Source organism: Pseudomonadota bacterium (assembly GCA_016927275.1).
Lineage (GTDB): Bacteria > UBA10199 > UBA10199 > 2-02-FULL-44-16 > JAAZCA01 > JAFGMW01.
Map to the genome: position 1 here is coordinate 1 of JAFGMW010000044.1, position 16,390 is coordinate 16,390.

Consider the following 16,390-nt stretch of genomic DNA (forward strand, 5'->3'; position numbering starts at 1 on the left):
ATCGGCCAGTACTACATCATGGAGAAGGTCGCCCAGGGCGGCATGGCCGAGATCTACCGGGGGCTCGCCTACGACGTCCACGGCATCAGCCAGCGCGAGGTCTGCATCAAGAAGATCCTCCCCCACCTCTCCGCCGACCGGGAGTTCATAGGCTCGCTCATCGACGAGGCGAAGCTGGCGGTGCGCCTGGTCCACGGCAACATCGCCCAGACCTACGACCTCGGAAAGGTGGGCGACGACTACTACATGGTGATGGAGTACGTGGAGGGCGCGACGATCTCGCAGATCAACAAGCGCTGCATCGCGCGCGGGACGCTGGTGCCCATACCGATCGCCGTGTACCTCGCCTCGGAGGTCGCGGCAGGGATCGACTACATGCACCGCCGAACCGACGACTCGGGGGTGCCCCTGCACATCGTTCACCGCGACATCTCGCCGCAGAACATCATGGTCTCGTTCTCGGGAACGGTGAAGATCATCGACTTCGGGATAGCCAAGCCGGCCTTCAAGGCCTCGGGCACCGACTCGGGGCTCCTCAAGGGCAAGTTCGCATACATGTCCCCCGAGCAGGCCATGGGCGAGCCGCTCGACCACCGCTCCGACATCTTCTCGCTGGGGATAATACTCCATGAGATACTCTCCGGGAGGCGCCTCTTCAAGGCGGAGGACAGCCGCGAGACGATCCGCAACGTGCGAAAGGCCCTCGTCGAGCCGCTGGTGAACACAAGGCCCGAGATACCGGACGAGCTGGACCGAGTCGTCATGAAGGCGCTCACCAAGGACCGCCGCCACCGCCATCCGTTCGCCTCCGAGCTGCGAGACGAGCTGGTGAAGTTTCTGCACAAGCACTATCCCGACTTCCTCTCCTCCGACGTGGCGAATTTCGTCCAGGAGCTGTTCAAGGACGAGATGGGCCGCGCCAGGCCGCTCGAGGCCGACAGTAGGACCCCGGCGCTCATAATCGACCGGACCAACTCCGCCCTCGCCGGCGACGAGCAGTTCGAGGTGACCGGCGTCGCGCGCGCCCCTGCCAACATAAAGGAGTTCATGCTCGAAGAGGAGTCTGAGTCCGGAACGCCGCCCCCTGCGGAGGGGGCGCAACCTGCGGAGACGGGCGGGGAAGAGACGACCGGGAGTCGCCCTCCCCCCGATCTCGAGCCGCCGAGGCCAAGGCGCAGGGCCGGCGCGAAGTGGCTCGCGCCGCTTGCGGTGGCCCTCGCGGTGGCCGCATGGGGCTCGTTCAGGCTCTATCTGCATCTGAGCGCCGATCATGCGGTCGCGCCCGAGGCGGGGGCGGCGTCGGCGATAGTGGTCACGGACCCGGCCGACGCGGAGGTAGCGCTCGACGGCAAGGCGGCGGGCAGGGGCTCGCCGGTCACGATAAGGGGCATATCGCCGGACCAGGATCACACCATCTCCGTGACAAAGGAGGGATTCCTCCCCCACTCGGAGCCCCTCTCGCTCGGCCGGGGGGAGTTTAGGAGCGTGAGCGTCTCGCTCAAGCCCGCGGCCGCGCCGGCCGCTGACCTGGAGTTGATATCAACGCCTCCGGGCGCCGTGGTATACCTTGACGACAAGGAGACACAGCATCGCACGCCCGTCACGATGAAGAGGCTCGATGCCGGAAGGCCCCACGTGGTCGGCCTCTATCTCCAGGGGTATAAATTCTGGACAAAGGAGATCAGGCTAGAGGCCGGGCAGTCGAAGTCGTTCGAGGTCGCGCTCGTGAAGGACCTGGGATCCCTGCTCGTGGACTCCCAGCCGCAGGGGGCCATAGTGGTCATCGACGGCGCGCCGGTGGGAACGACGCCGGTGACCAAGCTGGACCTCGACCCGGAGAAGGTCCATGCGGTTGAGATCTGGCACGAGGGCTACAGGCCGGAGAAGAGGGAGTTCAAGCCCACGGCCGGCGCCCACAGGGACATGAGGGTGATACTGACCCCGGTCCCGGCCCATGAGCAGCCCTCTGAGGAATAAGTGGAGGTTGAATTTCTGATCAGGATGGTCCACATTGCCGGGATGTCGGCGATTCACAGGGCATGGTGCGATGACCGCTAAAAAGACAAAAGACAAGGCACGGGTCAAGAAGGCAGCCGAGCCTGAGAAAAAAGAGGGGGAAAAGGCCGAGGAGCTCTCCGAGCGCACGGTCCTCACCAAGATCCAGAAGGTCGAGGTGCCCGAGGAGCAGAAGGCCTATATAATGTTCATATCGGGCCAGCTCGCCGGAAAGCTCTGCTACCTCGAGAACCGCGAGACCGTCATAGGCCGCGCGCCGGAGTGCGACATCTCCATCAACGACACCCGCATCTCCCGCCAGCACCTGAGGATCAGCCTGTCCGGGGACCAGGCGGTCATCGAGGACCTCGAGTCGACCAACGGGACGTTCGTCAACGGCGAGCGCATCAAGCGGAGGGCCCTGGCAAACGGCGACCAGATCCACATCTCCAGCGACACGATCTTCAAGTTCGCGCTCGGCTCCGAGGCCGAGCAGATCCTGCTCAAGGAGATGCACCAGATGGCCAACTACGACGCGGTCACCGGCATCTACAACAAGCACGTGTTCGAGAAGAGGCTCTCCGAGGAGTTCAGCTTCGCCAAGAGGAACTCGATCCCGCTCGCCATGCTCATGATCGACATCGACCACTTCAAGCTGGTCAACGACAACCACGGGCACATCGCGGGGGACTACGTGCTGCAGGGCGTGGCCCAGCGCATCCAGCGGGCGCTGCGAGGCGAGGACATCCTCGCCCGCTACGGCGGCGAGGAGTTCGCCGTGATCATGCGCGGCACGGAGATACGGGGCGCGGCCATCATCGCAGAGAGGGTCCGCCAGCTGGTGGCCGACACGCCGATGAAGTTCGAGAAGGAACTCATCCCGGTGACCATAAGCATCGGCGTCGCCGCCCTGGCGGGCGCGAACTACGAGAAGCCCCGGCAGCTCATCGCCCAGGCCGACGCCTGCCTCTACCAGTCCAAAGAGACCGGCCGCAACCGCGTGACCTCATGATGTCATCCTGAGGAGCGGCAGGTATCAGTGTGCTCCCTGATTGACTTTTGTTCTCCCAGGGCATACTCAATTCTCCCCTTTCATGCGGAGGCCGCAATGCCTGCAAAGATAATCGACGGCAAGGCCATGGCCCTCTCCATCAGGGCCTCCATCGCCGCCCGGGTCTTTGATCTCCGATCGAAGGGTGTCACGCCAGGGCTCGCCGTGGTGCTGGTCGGCGAGAATCCGGCATCGCAGGTCTACGTGAAGATGAAGCGCAAGGCGTGCGCCGAGGCCGGCATCGCGTCGTTCGCCCACGATCTTCACCACGACGTCTCCGAGGACGCGCTGCTCGACCTCATCGCGAGGCTCAACTCGGATCCCGCCGTCCACGGCGTCCTCGTCCAGCTCCCGCTGCCCACCCACATCGACGAGAAGCAGGTGACGCTCGCCATATCGCCCGACAAGGACGTGGACGGCTTTCACCCGGTCAACGTGGGGCTTTTGGCCCTCGGGGAGCCGTGCTTCGCTCCGTGCACCCCGGCCGGGGTGATCGAACTGATCGAATCGACGGGCGCGAAGATCGAAGGGGCCAACGCCGTGGTCATAGGGCGCAGCAACATAGTCGGCAAGCCCACCGCCATGATGCTGATGAAGAGAAACGCGACGGTCACGGTCTGCCACTCGAAGACGAAGGACCTCGCCGCAGAGGTCGGGCGGGCCGATATCGTGGTCGCGGCCATAGGCAGGCCCGCGTTCGTCAAGGGGTCGTGGATAAAGCCGCAGGCCGTGGTCGTCGACGTGGGCATAAACAGGCTGCCGGACGGAGGCCTCGCGGGAGACGTGGAGTTCGCGGCCGCGGCGGAGCGGGCCTCTGCGATAACGCCCGTGCCTGGCGGAGTCGGGCCGATGACCATAGCCATGCTTCTGAAAAACACCGTCGAGGCGGCTAGCCGCTCTCTTTGACAGAAGGAGCAAACGATGACGAGGAAGACACCCCTTTACGACGAACACGCGAGGCTCGGAGCGAAGATCGTGGACTTCGCCGGATGGCTCATGCCGGTGCAGTACACCGGAGTGATCGACGAGCACAGGGCGGTGCGCGCGGCTGCGGGGCTGTTCGACGTCTCGCACATGGGACAGGTCGAGGTCGCGGGCCCCGGCGCCACCGACTGCGTCCAGCACCTCACCACGAACGACGTCAAGAGGCTCGTGGACGGCCAGGCTCAGTACTCGGTGGTCTGCAACGAGCGGGGCACGGTCGTGGACGACGTGATCGTCTACCGCATGAACCCCGAGCGATACATGATAGTCGTCAACGCCTCCAACGCGGCCAAGGACTTCGCCTGGTTCCAGTCCCACGCAACGGGCAGGGCCACGCTCCGCAACGCCAGCGACGACTATGCCCTCATCGCCTTCCAGGGCCCGCTCGCCGCGGAGCTGCTCGCGCCGCTGGCCGACGCCGACCTCGCGTCGATCAAGACCTACTGCTTCACGGAGGGCGCAGTCGCCGGGGCGAAGGCGATCATCGCCAGGACCGGCTACACCGGTGAGGACGGCTTCGAGATATTCACCTCCCCTGCCGACGCGACGCCGGTGTGGCAGGCGCTGCTCGAGCGCGGTAAGCAGAGAGGGGTCCTCCCGGCGGGGCTGGGTGCGCGCGACACGCTCAGGCTCGAGATGAAATACAGCCTCTACGGCCACGAGATAACCGAGGACACGAACCCCATCGAGGCGGGTCTCGGCTGGGTGGTGAAGCTCGACACACCCGACGACTTCGTGGGCAAGGCGGCGCTCGTCGACATAAAGGCCGGGGGACAGACGCGAAAGCTCGCGGGTTTCCGCATGACCGAACCCGGGATCCCGAGGCAGGGCTATCGCATAATCGCGGGGGGCCGCGACGCGGGGTTCGTGACCAGCGGCACCATGTCCCCGTCGCTGGAATGCGCCATAGGGATCGGCTACGTGAAGGCCGATGCCGCCGCCGAGGGGAGCGACATTTCTATTGACATTAGGGGTCGCGCGAGGAAAGCAACTGTTGTGAAAACGCCCTTCTACAAGCCCCGGCAGAGGAAGGGATGACACGAAACCGAAACAGGGGGAAGAGAAGATGAATGCACCGGACAATCTGAAGTACACGAAGGAACACGAGTGGATCAAGATCGACGGCAAGACCGCGACCATAGGCATCACCGACCACGCGCAGTCCAACATGGGCGACATCGTCTACGTTGAGCTGCCCGGCGAGGGCGAGCAGGTGAAGAAGGACGACACGTTCGGGGTGGTCGAGTCGGTGAAGGCGGTGTCCGACTGCTACGCCCCGATCTCCGGAAAGGTGATCGACGTCAACAGCGTGCTCGCCCAGAACCCGGAGACGATCAACGAGGACTGCTACGGCGACGGCTGGATGATAAAGCTGGAGCTGGCCGATCCGTCCGAGCTCAAGGAGCTCATGGACCACACCCAATACGCCGACTTCGTGGCCGAAGAGACGGCATAGCCTCGGAATGAGACACCTCCCACACACTTCCGAAGAGATCGCGGCGATGCTCTCGCGGGCGGGCGCGAAGGATCTCGACACCCTCTTCAAGGCGATACCGAAGGGCCTGCGCTGCGACGCCGGGCTCGCCATCCCGGAGGGGATGGCGGAGCAGGATCTATGGAAGGATCTCAACGCCGTCGCCATGCAGAACAGGACCATGTCCTGTTCGTCGTCGTTTCTCGGAGGCGGCGCCTACCGCCACTACGTGCCGGCAGCGGTGTCGGAGCTCGCGGGCCGCTCCGAGTTCGTGACCCCCTACACCCCCTACCAGCCCGAGGTGAGCCAGGGGACGCTCCAGGCGATATTCGAGTACCAGTCGCAGATATGCCGCATCTTCGGGATGGACGTCTCCAACGGCTCCCACTACTCCGGCGCGACCGCGGCCGCCGATGCGGCGCTCATGGCGCGCAGGATATCGAAGGGGAGAAAGAAGGTCCTGCTCCCCGAGAACATGCACCCCGAGTACCGCCACGTGGTCGAGACGGTGATAGCGGACGAAAAGGATGTGGGGAACATCCCCGCCTCCGCCGGCCACATCGACCGGGCGGCCCTCTCATCCATGATCTCGGACGAGGTGGCCGCGGTGTTCGTCCAGTACCCGAACTTCTTCGGCATAGTGGAGGACTTGAGAGACGTGGCCCAGGCGGCGCACGAGGCCCGGGCCCTCATGGTCGCGGTGGTCCCCGAGCCGATCGCGCTGGGCATACTCAACCCGCCCGGTTCGTTCGGCGCCGACATAGCGGTGGGCGAAGGGCTGTCGCTGGGGCTGCCGGTCAGCTTCGGCGGCCCCACGCTCGGCATATTCACCGCGCGCCGCGAGCTGGTCCGCGACATGCCGGGACGCATATGCGGAAAGACCGTCGACGCCGGGGGAAGGCCCGGCTACGTGCTCACCCTCTCCACCCGCGAGCAGCACATACGCCGCGAACGGGCGACCTCCAACATCTGCTCCAACCAGGCGCTCTGCGCCACGACCGCCGCGATCTACATGTCCATGCTGGGCAAGGAGGGCATGAGGGAGCTCGCCTCCATCAACGCGGCAAAGGCCGATTACGCGAAGAAGAGGCTGGCCTCGGTCGCGGGCGTCGAGATCCCATTCGAGGCGCCGACGTTCAATGAGTTCGTCTATGAGACCGCGAGGCCAGCCGCGGATGTGCTCGACGCGCTCCTGGCAGACGGGATCATGGGCGGCATCGACCTCGGCAAGTGGATGCCGGACATGGACCGGCGCGTGCTGGTATGCGCGACGGAGCTCAACACGAAACAGGAGATCGACGGCTACGCCGACGCATTGGCCGCCGCTCTCAGATAGATCGGGACGAGAGAGTTTGCGATGAGCAGAGAGAATACAGGGCAGACCACCGGCACAACCGGCCTCCTCTTCGAGGAGCCGACGATATTCGAGCAGAGCGTGCCGGGCAGGCGCGGCACCTCTCTCCCCGCAAGCGACGTGCCGGAGTTCAATCCGTGCGAGGCGTTCGGAAGGCTCACGCGCGACACCGCTCCCGCGCTGCCGGAGCTCTGCGAGGCGGACGTGGTGCGCCACTTCACCAGGCTCTCCATGCAGAACTACTCCAAGGACGTGGGGTTCTATCCGCTGGGCTCGTGCACGATGAAGTACAACCCCAAGATCGCAAGCCGCGCAGCGGCGCTGCCCGGCTTTGCCGACACCCACCCCTTCCAGCCGGAGTCCACGGTCCAGGGGAACCTCAGGGTCTGCTGGGAGCTGGAGAGGCATCTGGCCGAGATCTGCGGCATGGACGCGGTCACGCTGTGGCCAGCGGCCGGCAGCCACGGCGAGCTCACCGGCATGCTGATGATCAGGGCCTATCACACGATGCGCGGAAACCCTCGCAGCAAGGTGATCATCCCCGATTCCGCGCACGGGACCAACCCGGCGTCGGCCGCCACCTGCCACTACGGCGTTGTGACCGTGAAGTCGGGGCCAGACGGCCTGCTCGACCCGGCCGCGGTCGAGGCGGCGATGGACGACGAGGTGGCGGCCATAATGATCACGAATCCCAACACGCTCGGGATATTCGAGGAGCACTTCAAGGACGTGGCGGACATCGTTCACGCGAAGGGGGGGCTCGTCTACCTCGACGGCGCGAACCTCAACGCGCTCATGGGGGTGGTGAAGCCGGGCGAAATCGGCGCGGACCTCATGCACATGAATCTCCACAAGACCTTCGGCACGCCCCACGGCGGCGGCGGTCCCGGAGCGGGCCCGGTGGCGGTCCTCAAGGAGTTGGCACAGTACCTGCCCGTGCCCAGGATCGTGAAGCGGGGCGACTCATACAGGATCTCGGAGAAGTTCCCTGAGTCGATCGGCCGCATCAACACCTTCTTCGGCAACTTCGGCGTGCTCCTGCGCGCATACGCCTACATAAGGGAGCTCGGCGCCGAGGGGCTGGCCGCAGCCACCAGGATGGCGGTGCTCAACGCGAACTACGTGAGGGCCAGGCTAGAGAAGGCCTACGACCTCCCGTACAAGAAGCCCTGCATGCACGAGTGCGTGTTCTCGGACAAGCTGCAGCAGGCGAAGGGTATAAAGACCCTCGACATAGCCAAGCGACTCATGGACTACGGCTTCCATCCCCCGACGGTCTACTTCCCGCTGATCGTCCACGGCGCCATCATGATCGAGCCCACCGAGACCGAGTGCAAGGACCAGCTCGACCGCTTCTGCGACGCGATGCTCGCCATCGCAGGGGAGTGCGAAGATCAGCCCGATCTCGTGAAGAACGCGCCCTCCCGCCCGTTCCGGCGCAGGCTCGACGAGGCTCGCGCCGCGAAGGAACTGGTGCTGAAGGAGTAGCCCACGGCAGATGAACGTCGCTTCGACAATCAGAAAGATCATGGGGAGCGGGCGACCCGACGGGGACATCCTCGCCTCCCTCCTCTCCCTCACGGACCCATCGGACGAGGAACGGCTGTTCAAGGCGGCCTGCGAGGTAAAGAGGGAGAGGCTCGGCCCTGTCGCGCACTTGAGGGGGCTCGTCGAGTTCTCGAACGTCTGCGCCAGGAACTGCCTCTACTGCGGCATCCGCCGCGACCACGCGATTAGGCGCTACGCCATGTCGGCGGAGGAGATCCTCTCCTGCGCCCGCTTCGCCCTCGAGAACCGCTACGGCTCGCTGGTGCTCCAGTCCGGAGAGCGGGACGACCCTGAGTTCGTGGAGTTCGTGGACGATATAGTCCGAGAGATCAAGCGCCAGGGCGACGGCGCGCTGGGGATCACCCTGTCCTGCGGCGAACAGTCGGAGGAGACATACCGGCGATGGTTTGAGTCGGGCGCGCACCGGTATCTGCTCAGGATCGAGACGTCGGACCCGGAACTCTACGCGAGGCTGCATCCCGCAGACCAGGGCTTCGAGCGCCGCGTCCAGTGCCTGCGCTCCCTCCGGGCCGCGGGCTACCAGGTCGGCACCGGCGTGATGATAGGACTGCCCCGCCAGACCGCCGAGCACCTCGCGAACGACATACTCTTCTTCAGTCAGATGGACATCGACATGATCGGCATGGGGCCGTACGTCCTGCATGATGAGACGCCGCTCGCCGCCGAGGCGGTGAACACCCCCGGGGAGAGGCGCAGGCGCCTCTCGCTCGCGCTCCGGATGATAGCGCTCGCGCGCATCGTCATGCCCGACCTCAACATAGCGGCCTCGACTGCGCTGCAGGCGCTGGACACCGGTGGCCGCGAACTGGGACTATTGGCCGGCGCGAACGTCGTGATGCCCAACATCACCCCCCGGGAGTACCGCGGCGACTACCTGCTCTACGAGGGCAAGCCCTGCGTGGGCGAGGACGCGGACATGTGCCGCGGCTGCCTCGAGCGGAGGATCAACTCCATCGGCGAGAAGGTCGGATGGGACGAATGGGGGGACTCGAGGCACTTCTTCAAGCGCAAGGATATCTCATCTTGACCGGTCGAACATCACCGGCACCTGGCAGCCCCCTCCCGAGACGTTCACCTTGAGGCTCCTGTTGGTGGCGCGGGTGATGAATCCGCCCACTTCGAAGTTCAAAAACTCCCTCCCGTTCCAGTCGTACTGCACATAGACGCCGAGGTCGGCTATCACGCGGCGCCGGCGCGAGAGGAACCCGTCGATGTCCATGGTGTTGATGTGGATGCGGTCCTGCACGACCCAGTGGCCCGCGTCGCGCAGCCTGATCCTGTGGAGCCGCCTCTTCGCCTCGCGGCCCACGAAGACGCGCTCGCCGCCCATTCCGTCCGCGTGCTTGAGCACGAGCTCGTCGCTCCTGGCGTCGATCTCCCCCGCCCTGTCGGGGAGGAGACCGGCCCGCAGGACAGAGTCGGAAAGCCTTTTCGCCCGTGCGGAGCCCAGGAGCCGGCGGACCAGGGACTTGTCGGAGAGGATCACGAGTATGGTCTTGGGCGCGACGAGCCCGGTGATGAACGGGCTGTACTGCGGGGTCTTCGATCTGATGATCATCCTGAAGAAATCAGGCGCCTCCTTGTAATCCTTGAGCTCGAAGCTGTAGGCAACCATGCAGGAGGAAGGGGCGCGGCCGCCCACCACGAGCCTGCCGTCCTTCACGCTGACGCGCTCCCGCCGCATCAGCCTGCACTCCTCATCGATGTGCACGCGGAACGCGGGCGGCTGCACGATCGTGATGTCGAGCCCCGCCTTCGCCGCCTTCATGAGGATCGACTCCTCCTCCCACGTGTAGGAGTCGTAGTGGAAGCGGGCGAGCGAACGCCCGAGCCGCCTCATGTTCCTCACCTCCGCAGCCGCCGTATCGAGGCAGCGCACCTGCTCGCGCAACTCAGGGAAGAGGCTGAGGAGGGTCTCCTGGATGTACGACGAGCGGCCGATCCCGTCGAAGCCGATCTCGTTGACCTCCATGAGGACGGGGGGATTGTTCGGCCCCGGCCGCCCCACGACCGCCATGTCGAAGCGCATGCTGCCCGTGAGCCGGCGGGGGCGGTGACGGAGGACCCCAAGCTCCTCCACCAGATATCGGGCAATCGGGCCGGCCGGCAGCACGGAGAGGATCTCCCTCTCAGGAAGGGAGAGTATCTTCATCAGGCACTCCGTTATGTCGCGGGCCGCGCGCCGGATAACCGGCAGATACGACATCGGGAGTATGCGCGGGAGGGCCGAGCAGTCGTGGTCCGTGATCCCCACGAGTCCCGAATCGACAAAGGAGTTCCATAGCCTCGCCTTGAGATCGGTTATCCCCTCTCCCTTGAAGAGACGGGCAAGGCGGCCCGGCATCACCTCATGGTAGTTCCTGCGGAACATGGGAGGCATTATATACGTCCCGGAGCGCCGATTCCACCGCAAATCCGGCACAGAGCCGCTCCTTGACAGGGTTCATCGCCGATTATAAGGTCGAGACTCAAACAAAGGGAGGGAGAGATGAAATACAGAGCGATATTCGCAGCGGCAGTACTGGTCGCCCTGGCCATGCCGGCTATGGCCTCGGCGAACTCGGTGGACGTGACCGGCGACATACGGAGGGACGGGTATCTAACCATCAACCTCGACTGGGATGTGGACACCAGGGACTATCCTGGCCTCAAACCTGCGGCCATGAAAGAAAAAGTCCACGACCAGATGTACAATGCCATGCTGCCGAAGCTGGTGGCCGCGACCCAGGGCGTGTCCGTCTCGTTCGACAAGTGCCAGTTCACTACGATGGATCACAAGAAAACCCTCATCAAAGAGCGCAAGGACGGCACAAAGGTCTTTGACCTGAACTACACCGTGAGGTTCAACGCCCCGTACGCGGAGTCAGTGGCGTCCACCCCGCCGCCGGTGGCCGACAAGGGTGCGATGCAGAAGGTTAACGTCAGGGGCAACTGGCAGTCCGACGTCTGGTGACGATCTTTTGAATACAGGAAAGGCCCGGGGCTTTGCGCGCCTCCGGGCCTTTTGTTTTTTCAGATCATTCCTCAGCCGATGTTCGTGGCCGGCACGTTGTCCCTCATGGTGAAGTAGAGGATAGCGTGCTCACCCCCGTGGGCGGCCGCACACCAGTAGTTGCTCTCCACCTCGTATCCGGCGAGCGCGCTGCCGATGTCGGGGTGCAGCATGTTGGGCGAGACCTCGCAGCGGACCACGTCGTGTTCGGCAGCCGCGATCCCCGCCCCCCTGATGAGCGCAAGCGCCCGCTCGTTGTTGTCGGTCACGATCCTTATGTGGCCCTCGCCGTCCACGCCGTAGCCGCAGATGGACCTGATGTTCACCCTGCCCTCCGCTATGGCGCAGGAGACCCGCGACAAGAGCCCAACCTCGTCGCCCCCCTTGACCACTATCTCCTTCTCCATGCTAAGGTTCGTCTTCATCCCGCCCCCTTTCAGTTCAAAGCCCGCCGAGAGCCTATCCAAACAAGCCGTTCGATTTCAACACCGAACTTGAACCACGTGCGCACAGCCCGGGTTTGGCCCTATTTTCTGCATGGTTGCCACGGGCAAAGGAATATATTATCTATCAGGGCATAAAACCCCAGGGAGGCCGTGTGACGATACTCAAGGCAGCATCGGCCGTCGCCGCGATCATCATCGCCGGCGCGGCCTGCACGTCCATGAGCGTGAAGACCGAGGTGACGAAATCGGCGGACTGCATGAAGGCCGCAGGCAAAAGCGACCCGGCGAGGGTCGAGGTGTTCGAGGGGGCGGCCCCGGATTCGCCCTTCACCGAACTTGCCGTCATCAAGGCCACGGGCCGCAGGGACGTGGACCAGGGCGAGCTCGTGAAGGCCATGCGCGAGCGCGCGGCAAGGCTCGGGGCCGACGCGATCATAGACGTGAAGTTCTCGGAGCTGCTGAAACCGGGCGGCGCCGGCGGGGATATGGTCTGCCCGTTCGAGGGGGCGTGCTACTACCAGCAGAGCTCCTCCACGATCATCGGGATGCCCGCCGCCGAGTCCAGGGCGATAAGATACGATGAATAACGTCCATCTCGCATTCGTGTTCACGCTCTTCGCCGGGCTAGCGACCGGCATAGGAAGCATCATCGCATTGCTCGGCCACGCCACGTCCCGCCGCTTCCTCTCCGTGGCCCTCGGCTTCTCGGCAGGCGTCATGATCTACATCTCGATGATCGAGATATTCTTCAATGCCAGGGAGAGCCTCACATCGGCGTTCGGCGCAGGTCCGGGCTACTGGGCGACCATCGCCGCATTCTTCGCGGGGATCGCCTTCATAGCGGTCATAGACAAGCTCGTGCCCTCCGATGAGAACCCGCACGAGATGCACACGCTGGAGGAGATGGAAAGGCCACAGGCCGCCCAGAGGTTCAAAAGGCTGCATCGCACAGGGATATTCGTCGCCCTGGCCATAGCCATACACAACTTCCCCGAGGGGCTGGCCACCTTCATGGCGGCCCTGTCCGATCCCAGGCTCGGGGTGGCCATCGCCGTGGCGATCGCGATACACAACATTCCGGAGGGGATCTCGGTCTCCGTGCCCATCTACTACGCGACCGGCAGCCGGAAAAAGGCGTTCGGCTACTCGTTCCTCTCCGGCCTGTCGGAGCCTGCGGGGGCGCTCATCGGCTATTTCCTGCTGAGGCCGTTTCTGAACGAAGCTGTGTTCGGGATAGTGTTCGCCGCGGTCGCCGGCATCATGGTCTATATATCGTTCGACGAGCTCCTGCCGGCGGCGCGCGAATTCGGGGAGCATCACCTCTCGATCTACGGCCTCATCGGGGGCATGGTCGTGATGTCGGTGAGCCTGGCCATGTTCGCGTGACGTAGTCTGCCTTGCCCGGGCGAATCCTCCGACGGTCACAGATAGACGGTGAAGGTCCAGGTCATGCGCAGCAGGTTGTCGTCCATGAACTTCTCGGGAGGCGAGGAGAACGGCGACGAGGCCCTGACGGTCCGCAGCGCCTCCGTGTCGTACGAAGGTATCCCCGAGCTGCGGAAGATGAACAGCTCCGCGAGATCACCGGTCCTGTCGACCGAGACGCCCAGAACCACGTCTATGGAGCCGCGGGCCACCTGGTTCATGGAGAAGTGGGCGCGGAGCGAGGGCTCGGGGTTGAATGCGACCTTGAATGCGCGCTTGAGCCTCACGAAATACTCGACCTCCGGGTAGCGCAGCACGTTGAGATAGGTGTGAGGCCCCCTCCTGAGGTCCGGGTAGAAGTCGTCCATCGCCCCGCCGCCGCTGCCGTCGGGCTTCTCGGGGAGGCGCTTGCCGTCGAAGATCGAGGAGTCGAAGGCGAAGATCCTGTCCCTGGCGGCCGGCTCGGGCTTCACCGGGCGCGGCTTCGGCCTCCCCTTCTCACCCGTCTTGCCGGGCCTGCGCGCGACGCCGACCATCTCCTCCTGCACCGCGCTGTCGTACATGCCCAGAAACTTCGTCTTCTTGGGCCTCATCTCCACATCCGGCTTCTCGATGTCGGCGAGGCGCAACTTGCCCCGGGGCTCGCTCACGAATTCGACCGGGATCAGCTCCTCCTTTGCAGCCGCGAACTGAGGGGTGAATGCGCGCGGGACGAGCAGGGCGAGGATCAGGTGGATGATCAGCGAAAGCAGGAGAAATGGCCATATCTCCGGTCTCTCCTCTATGACGCGCATCTTCGTCATATCACACCCAGGGGCCTTCCGAGGACGTGGTCCACGTAGCGGCCCATGACACTGAGGGCGGCCTCGGCAGAGGCGTCGTCGGGGCACCCGCCGCCGTCGAGGAGTGAGCAGAGCCCCCTGCGCGCCGCAGCGCTGAGCTCGACCGACCGCCCCCCTCTCCTGCAGGAGCCGCACGCGAGCCCCCCCTTATCGAAATCGAACGACCACGCCCCCGCGCCCTGCGCCGGCGCACCGCAGGCGGTGCAGACCCCGATGGACGGGGCGTAGCCGCAGAGCCCGAGCCAGCGCAGCTCGAACGCCGCGCTCTCGATCGGGCGAGGATCGCACTCGGCCAGGCGCTCGATCCTCGCGCGCAGCAGGTCGAATTTTTCTGCGTTCGCCTCGTTCTCCTGCAGGAATGCCAGCGCCAGCGCGAGGGAGCGCGAAAGGGCCCCGATCCGCTCGAGGCTTTTCAGTATCCCGTTCAGGGGGACGAGGAGGCTGGAGCGATCGAGCGACAGAAGTCCGCGTCCGCGGCACTCCGAATAGCCGATCTCCACTACGGAGCCCGGCTCAAGCGAGCCCCCGAAACGCCTGCGCGAGAGGCGGGCGGAGCGCGCGATGCCGCTCTGCCTGCCTGAGTCCCTGGAGAAGAAGGTGACTATCCAGTCGGCGTCGCGGTACGCCACCCTCCTCAGGATTATCGACTCGGTGCTGCGCTTCATCGTTCAACCCTCGGATGCGGATTATACGCAGAAATGCGCACGATTCGCAACCGCATCGGCCCCGCCTCAATTTGCGTTTCACTCCCGGGGCTTTGGTGATATCATCAAGCAGGAGGCAAACACATGAAAACAAAGACAGCCATGGCGCTTGTCGTCGCGGGCGTCCTTGCGGCGGCCCCGCTTGCGGCCGGCGCTCAGGAGCAGCAGCCGGGCCAGCCGCTCTACTTCCCCAAGGAGGAGCTCAAGGAGCGCCCCTCCGACCTGCACATGGGATCGGACCCGGGCTACAGGCCGGGCGCCGTGGTCATCCCCGGCACCGACGAGACCGGCTACCCGGCGTACGCGGACCCTCAACAGGAGGTCGTCGAGGAGAAGACGATCTACAAGGAAGTCGACAGATACGAAAAGGACTCCCGCCCCCCGTCCAGGTGGGGCAGATAGCCCAAGGCGGCATCACCCCGCATCGCCTTCGAACACCCGATCTGTGCTGAACTGCGCCAGCCTGCAGAAGGCCAGAAAACGCTCCTCGATCTCCGGGCGGGCGAGCCTCCTCAGCCTGTCCAGGCCGAAGTCCTCGACCTGGAACGATGCCATCACGCTGCCGAGCACCGCGGCCCGCTTGAGATCGTCGTCGGAGGTGCTGCCCATGCGGGCTATGTACCCCATGAACCCGCCTGCGAAGGTGTCGCCGGCGCCGGTCGGGTCGCGAACCTCTGGGAGCGGGAGCGCTGGCGCGAAGAACACCATGTCGCCCTTGTAGACAAGGGCCCCGTACTCGCCGCGCTTTATCACCACGGTCCCGGGCCCCCACTCCATGATCCTGCGCGCAGCCAGGGTCACGTTGTTCTTCCCGGAGAGGGCGCGCGCCTCGGCGTCGTTTACGAATATCATGTCGACTCGCTCGATGACTTTCTGCAGTTCATCGCGCGTGGTGTCGATCCAGAGGTTCATGGTGTCCATGGCGGTGAGCCGGGGCCTTCGCATCTGATCCAGGACCTTGAGCTGCAGAGAGGGGTGGATGTTGGCCAGGAAGAGGTAGGGCCTTGCGCGGTGCTGCTCCGAGAGCTTGGGGTCGAACTCTGCGAACACGCCGAGCTCCGTCTTCCTCGTCTCGGCCTGATTTATGTCGTTGAGGTAATGCCCCGACCAGCGGAACGTCTTTCCGTTCTCGACCACCTCCAGCCCCGCGAGGTTGATCCCGCGCCCCTTGAGGAACTCCACGTGCTCGGCCTTGAAGTCGTCGCCGACCACGCCCACGAGGTGCACGTCGGTGAAGAAGCTGGCCGCGGCGGAGAAGTGGGTGGCCGCGCCGCCGAGTATGTCCTCCCGCCTGCCCACCGGCGTCTCGAGGGTGTCGTATGCGACTGAACCGACCACTAAAATACTCATCGTGTGCTCCAAAATTGTGAATGGTGAGTAGTGAGCAGTGAGTTGCAATAAACCAAGTTGAATCCGCTGCTCACGATTCACTAATCACTACTCACAACTGTTATATTCACTTGATGTACTTTCCTATTATCGGCTCGAGATCCCTCTTCCTGTCCGCTGGGATGAGCTTTGGATCGGTCATGATGGCGCCGTTCAGGGCGTGCC

Annotated in this window: 17 protein-coding genes; 12 read left to right on the top strand and 5 right to left on the bottom strand. The window is 64.4% G+C overall.

The genetic code is table 11. The features are described from left to right. The 8 genes from JXA24_02910 to hydE form a co-directional block, all read left to right on the top strand. Positions 1 to 1,977, top strand: a 1,977-nt coding sequence (locus JXA24_02910; GenBank protein MBN1282708.1) for a serine/threonine protein kinase, incomplete at its 5' end; no start/stop codon positions are given. Positions 1,978 to 2,047: 70 nt separating this feature from the next. Beyond that, positions 2,048 to 3,007, top strand: coding sequence for a GGDEF domain-containing protein (locus tag JXA24_02915; protein ID MBN1282709.1), 960 nt, complete (start codon positions 2,048 to 2,050; stop codon positions 3,005 to 3,007). Between the two features lie 96 nt (positions 3,008 to 3,103). Then, positions 3,104 to 3,952, top strand: coding sequence for a bifunctional methylenetetrahydrofolate dehydrogenase/methenyltetrahydrofolate cyclohydrolase FolD (gene folD / locus JXA24_02920; GenBank protein MBN1282710.1), 849 nt, complete (start codon positions 3,104 to 3,106; stop codon positions 3,950 to 3,952). A 15-nt stretch (positions 3,953 to 3,967) separates the two neighbouring features. Next, positions 3,968 to 5,068 (top strand): glycine cleavage system aminomethyltransferase GcvT, encoded by a 1,101-nt coding sequence (gene gcvT / locus JXA24_02925; GenBank protein ID MBN1282711.1) that lies wholly within the window; start codon positions 3,968 to 3,970, stop codon positions 5,066 to 5,068. A gap of 28 nt (positions 5,069 to 5,096) precedes the next feature. Continuing rightward, the gene (gene gcvH, locus JXA24_02930) at positions 5,097 to 5,486 is read left to right on the top strand and encodes a glycine cleavage system protein GcvH (GenBank protein ID MBN1282712.1); all 390 of its coding nucleotides are present in this window, start codon (positions 5,097 to 5,099) and stop codon (positions 5,484 to 5,486) included. A 7-nt stretch (positions 5,487 to 5,493) separates the two neighbouring features. Next, complete coding sequence (gcvPA, locus tag JXA24_02935) at positions 5,494 to 6,840, top strand: aminomethyl-transferring glycine dehydrogenase subunit GcvPA (protein ID MBN1282713.1); 1,347 nt, start codon at positions 5,494 to 5,496, stop codon at positions 6,838 to 6,840. 21 nt (positions 6,841 to 6,861) lie between these two features. Next, positions 6,862 to 8,346, top strand: coding sequence for an aminomethyl-transferring glycine dehydrogenase subunit GcvPB (gene gcvPB / locus JXA24_02940; protein MBN1282714.1), 1,485 nt, complete (start codon positions 6,862 to 6,864; stop codon positions 8,344 to 8,346). A 10-nt stretch (positions 8,347 to 8,356) separates the two neighbouring features. Next, on the top strand, positions 8,357 to 9,454 hold the full coding sequence (hydE, locus tag JXA24_02945) for a [FeFe] hydrogenase H-cluster radical SAM maturase HydE (GenBank protein MBN1282715.1): 1,098 nt from the start codon (positions 8,357 to 8,359) through the stop codon (positions 9,452 to 9,454). Here hydE and JXA24_02950 read toward each other — a convergent pair. Then, on the bottom strand, positions 9,446 to 10,807 hold the full coding sequence (locus JXA24_02950; protein MBN1282716.1) for a hypothetical protein: 1,362 nt from the start codon (positions 10,805 to 10,807) through the stop codon (positions 9,446 to 9,448). The genes hydE and JXA24_02950 overlap by 9 nt on opposite strands. Positions 10,808 to 10,915: 108 nt before the next feature. Here JXA24_02950 and JXA24_02955 point away from each other — a divergent pair, with 108 nt between their 5' ends. Further along, a complete protein-coding gene (locus JXA24_02955) occupies positions 10,916 to 11,380 on the top strand; it encodes a hypothetical protein (GenBank protein MBN1282717.1) in 465 nt (154 codons plus the stop codon). A gap of 71 nt (positions 11,381 to 11,451) precedes the next feature. On the opposite strand, the gene JXA24_02960 is transcribed toward JXA24_02955, so the two are convergent. Further along, positions 11,452 to 11,844: a hypothetical protein gene (locus JXA24_02960; GenBank protein ID MBN1282718.1), complete on the bottom strand. Its 393-nt coding sequence runs from the start codon at positions 11,842 to 11,844 to the stop codon at positions 11,452 to 11,454. A 173-nt stretch (positions 11,845 to 12,017) separates the two neighbouring features. Between JXA24_02960 and JXA24_02965 the strand changes: the two genes are divergently transcribed. Further along, on the top strand, positions 12,018 to 12,452 hold the full coding sequence (locus JXA24_02965) for a hypothetical protein (GenBank protein MBN1282719.1): 435 nt from the start codon (positions 12,018 to 12,020) through the stop codon (positions 12,450 to 12,452). Beyond that, entirely contained in the window at positions 12,445 to 13,251 is an 807-nt protein-coding gene (gene zupT / locus JXA24_02970; protein ID MBN1282720.1) for a zinc transporter ZupT, read from the top strand. The genes JXA24_02965 and zupT overlap by 8 nt, the downstream gene beginning before the upstream one ends. 35 nt (positions 13,252 to 13,286) lie before the next feature. Here zupT and JXA24_02975 read toward each other — a convergent pair whose 3' ends face one another. Together JXA24_02975 and recO are read right to left on the bottom strand one after the other, a co-directional pair. Next, positions 13,287 to 14,093 carry an energy transducer TonB gene (locus JXA24_02975; GenBank protein MBN1282721.1) on the bottom strand — a complete coding sequence of 269 codons (807 nt, stop codon included), beginning with the start codon at positions 14,091 to 14,093 and terminating at the stop codon, positions 13,287 to 13,289. Further along, on the bottom strand, positions 14,090 to 14,797 hold the full coding sequence (gene recO / locus JXA24_02980) for a DNA repair protein RecO (GenBank protein MBN1282722.1): 708 nt from the start codon (positions 14,795 to 14,797) through the stop codon (positions 14,090 to 14,092). Before recO ends, JXA24_02975 begins: the two co-directional genes overlap by 4 nt. Positions 14,798 to 14,920: 123 nt before the next feature. Between recO and JXA24_02985 the strand changes: the two genes are divergently transcribed. Continuing rightward, the gene (locus tag JXA24_02985; GenBank protein ID MBN1282723.1) at positions 14,921 to 15,238 is read left to right on the top strand and encodes a hypothetical protein; all 318 of its coding nucleotides are present in this window, start codon (positions 14,921 to 14,923) and stop codon (positions 15,236 to 15,238) included. Positions 15,239 to 15,250: 12 nt separating this feature from the next. Here JXA24_02985 and JXA24_02990 read toward each other — a convergent pair whose 3' ends face one another. Further along, the gene (locus tag JXA24_02990; GenBank protein ID MBN1282724.1) at positions 15,251 to 16,186 is read right to left on the bottom strand and encodes a sugar kinase; all 936 of its coding nucleotides are present in this window, start codon (positions 16,184 to 16,186) and stop codon (positions 15,251 to 15,253) included. Positions 16,187 to 16,390 lie beyond the last annotated feature (204 nt).

What these genes read in the sequence shown, in the direction of transcription:
- JXA24_02915 (MBN1282709.1), top strand. Translation starts at nt 2,048, where the DNA reads ATGACCGCTAAAAAGACAAAAGACAAGGCACGGGTCAAGAAGGCAGCC.
- folD (MBN1282710.1), top strand. Translation starts at nt 3,104, where the DNA reads ATGCCTGCAAAGATAATCGACGGCAAGGCCATGGCCCTCTCCATCAGG.
- gcvT (MBN1282711.1), top strand. Translation starts at nt 3,968, where the DNA reads ATGACGAGGAAGACACCCCTTTACGACGAACACGCGAGGCTCGGAGCG.
- gcvH (MBN1282712.1), top strand. Translation starts at nt 5,097, where the DNA reads ATGAATGCACCGGACAATCTGAAGTACACGAAGGAACACGAGTGGATC.
- gcvPA (MBN1282713.1), top strand. Translation starts at nt 5,494, where the DNA reads ATGAGACACCTCCCACACACTTCCGAAGAGATCGCGGCGATGCTCTCG.
- gcvPB (MBN1282714.1), top strand. Translation starts at nt 6,862, where the DNA reads ATGAGCAGAGAGAATACAGGGCAGACCACCGGCACAACCGGCCTCCTC.
- hydE (MBN1282715.1), top strand. Translation starts at nt 8,357, where the DNA reads ATGAACGTCGCTTCGACAATCAGAAAGATCATGGGGAGCGGGCGACCC.
- JXA24_02950 (MBN1282716.1), bottom strand. Translation starts at nt 10,807, where the DNA reads ATGCCTCCCATGTTCCGCAGGAACTACCATGAGGTGATGCCGGGCCGC.
- JXA24_02955 (MBN1282717.1), top strand. Translation starts at nt 10,916, where the DNA reads ATGAAATACAGAGCGATATTCGCAGCGGCAGTACTGGTCGCCCTGGCC.
- JXA24_02960 (MBN1282718.1), bottom strand. Translation starts at nt 11,844, where the DNA reads ATGAAGACGAACCTTAGCATGGAGAAGGAGATAGTGGTCAAGGGGGGC.
- zupT (MBN1282720.1), top strand. Translation starts at nt 12,445, where the DNA reads ATGAATAACGTCCATCTCGCATTCGTGTTCACGCTCTTCGCCGGGCTA.
- JXA24_02975 (MBN1282721.1), bottom strand. Translation starts at nt 14,093, where the DNA reads ATGACGAAGATGCGCGTCATAGAGGAGAGACCGGAGATATGGCCATTT.
- recO (MBN1282722.1), bottom strand. Translation starts at nt 14,797, where the DNA reads ATGAAGCGCAGCACCGAGTCGATAATCCTGAGGAGGGTGGCGTACCGC.
- JXA24_02985 (MBN1282723.1), top strand. Translation starts at nt 14,921, where the DNA reads ATGAAAACAAAGACAGCCATGGCGCTTGTCGTCGCGGGCGTCCTTGCG.
- JXA24_02990 (MBN1282724.1), bottom strand. Translation starts at nt 16,186, where the DNA reads ATGAGTATTTTAGTGGTCGGTTCAGTCGCATACGACACCCTCGAGACG.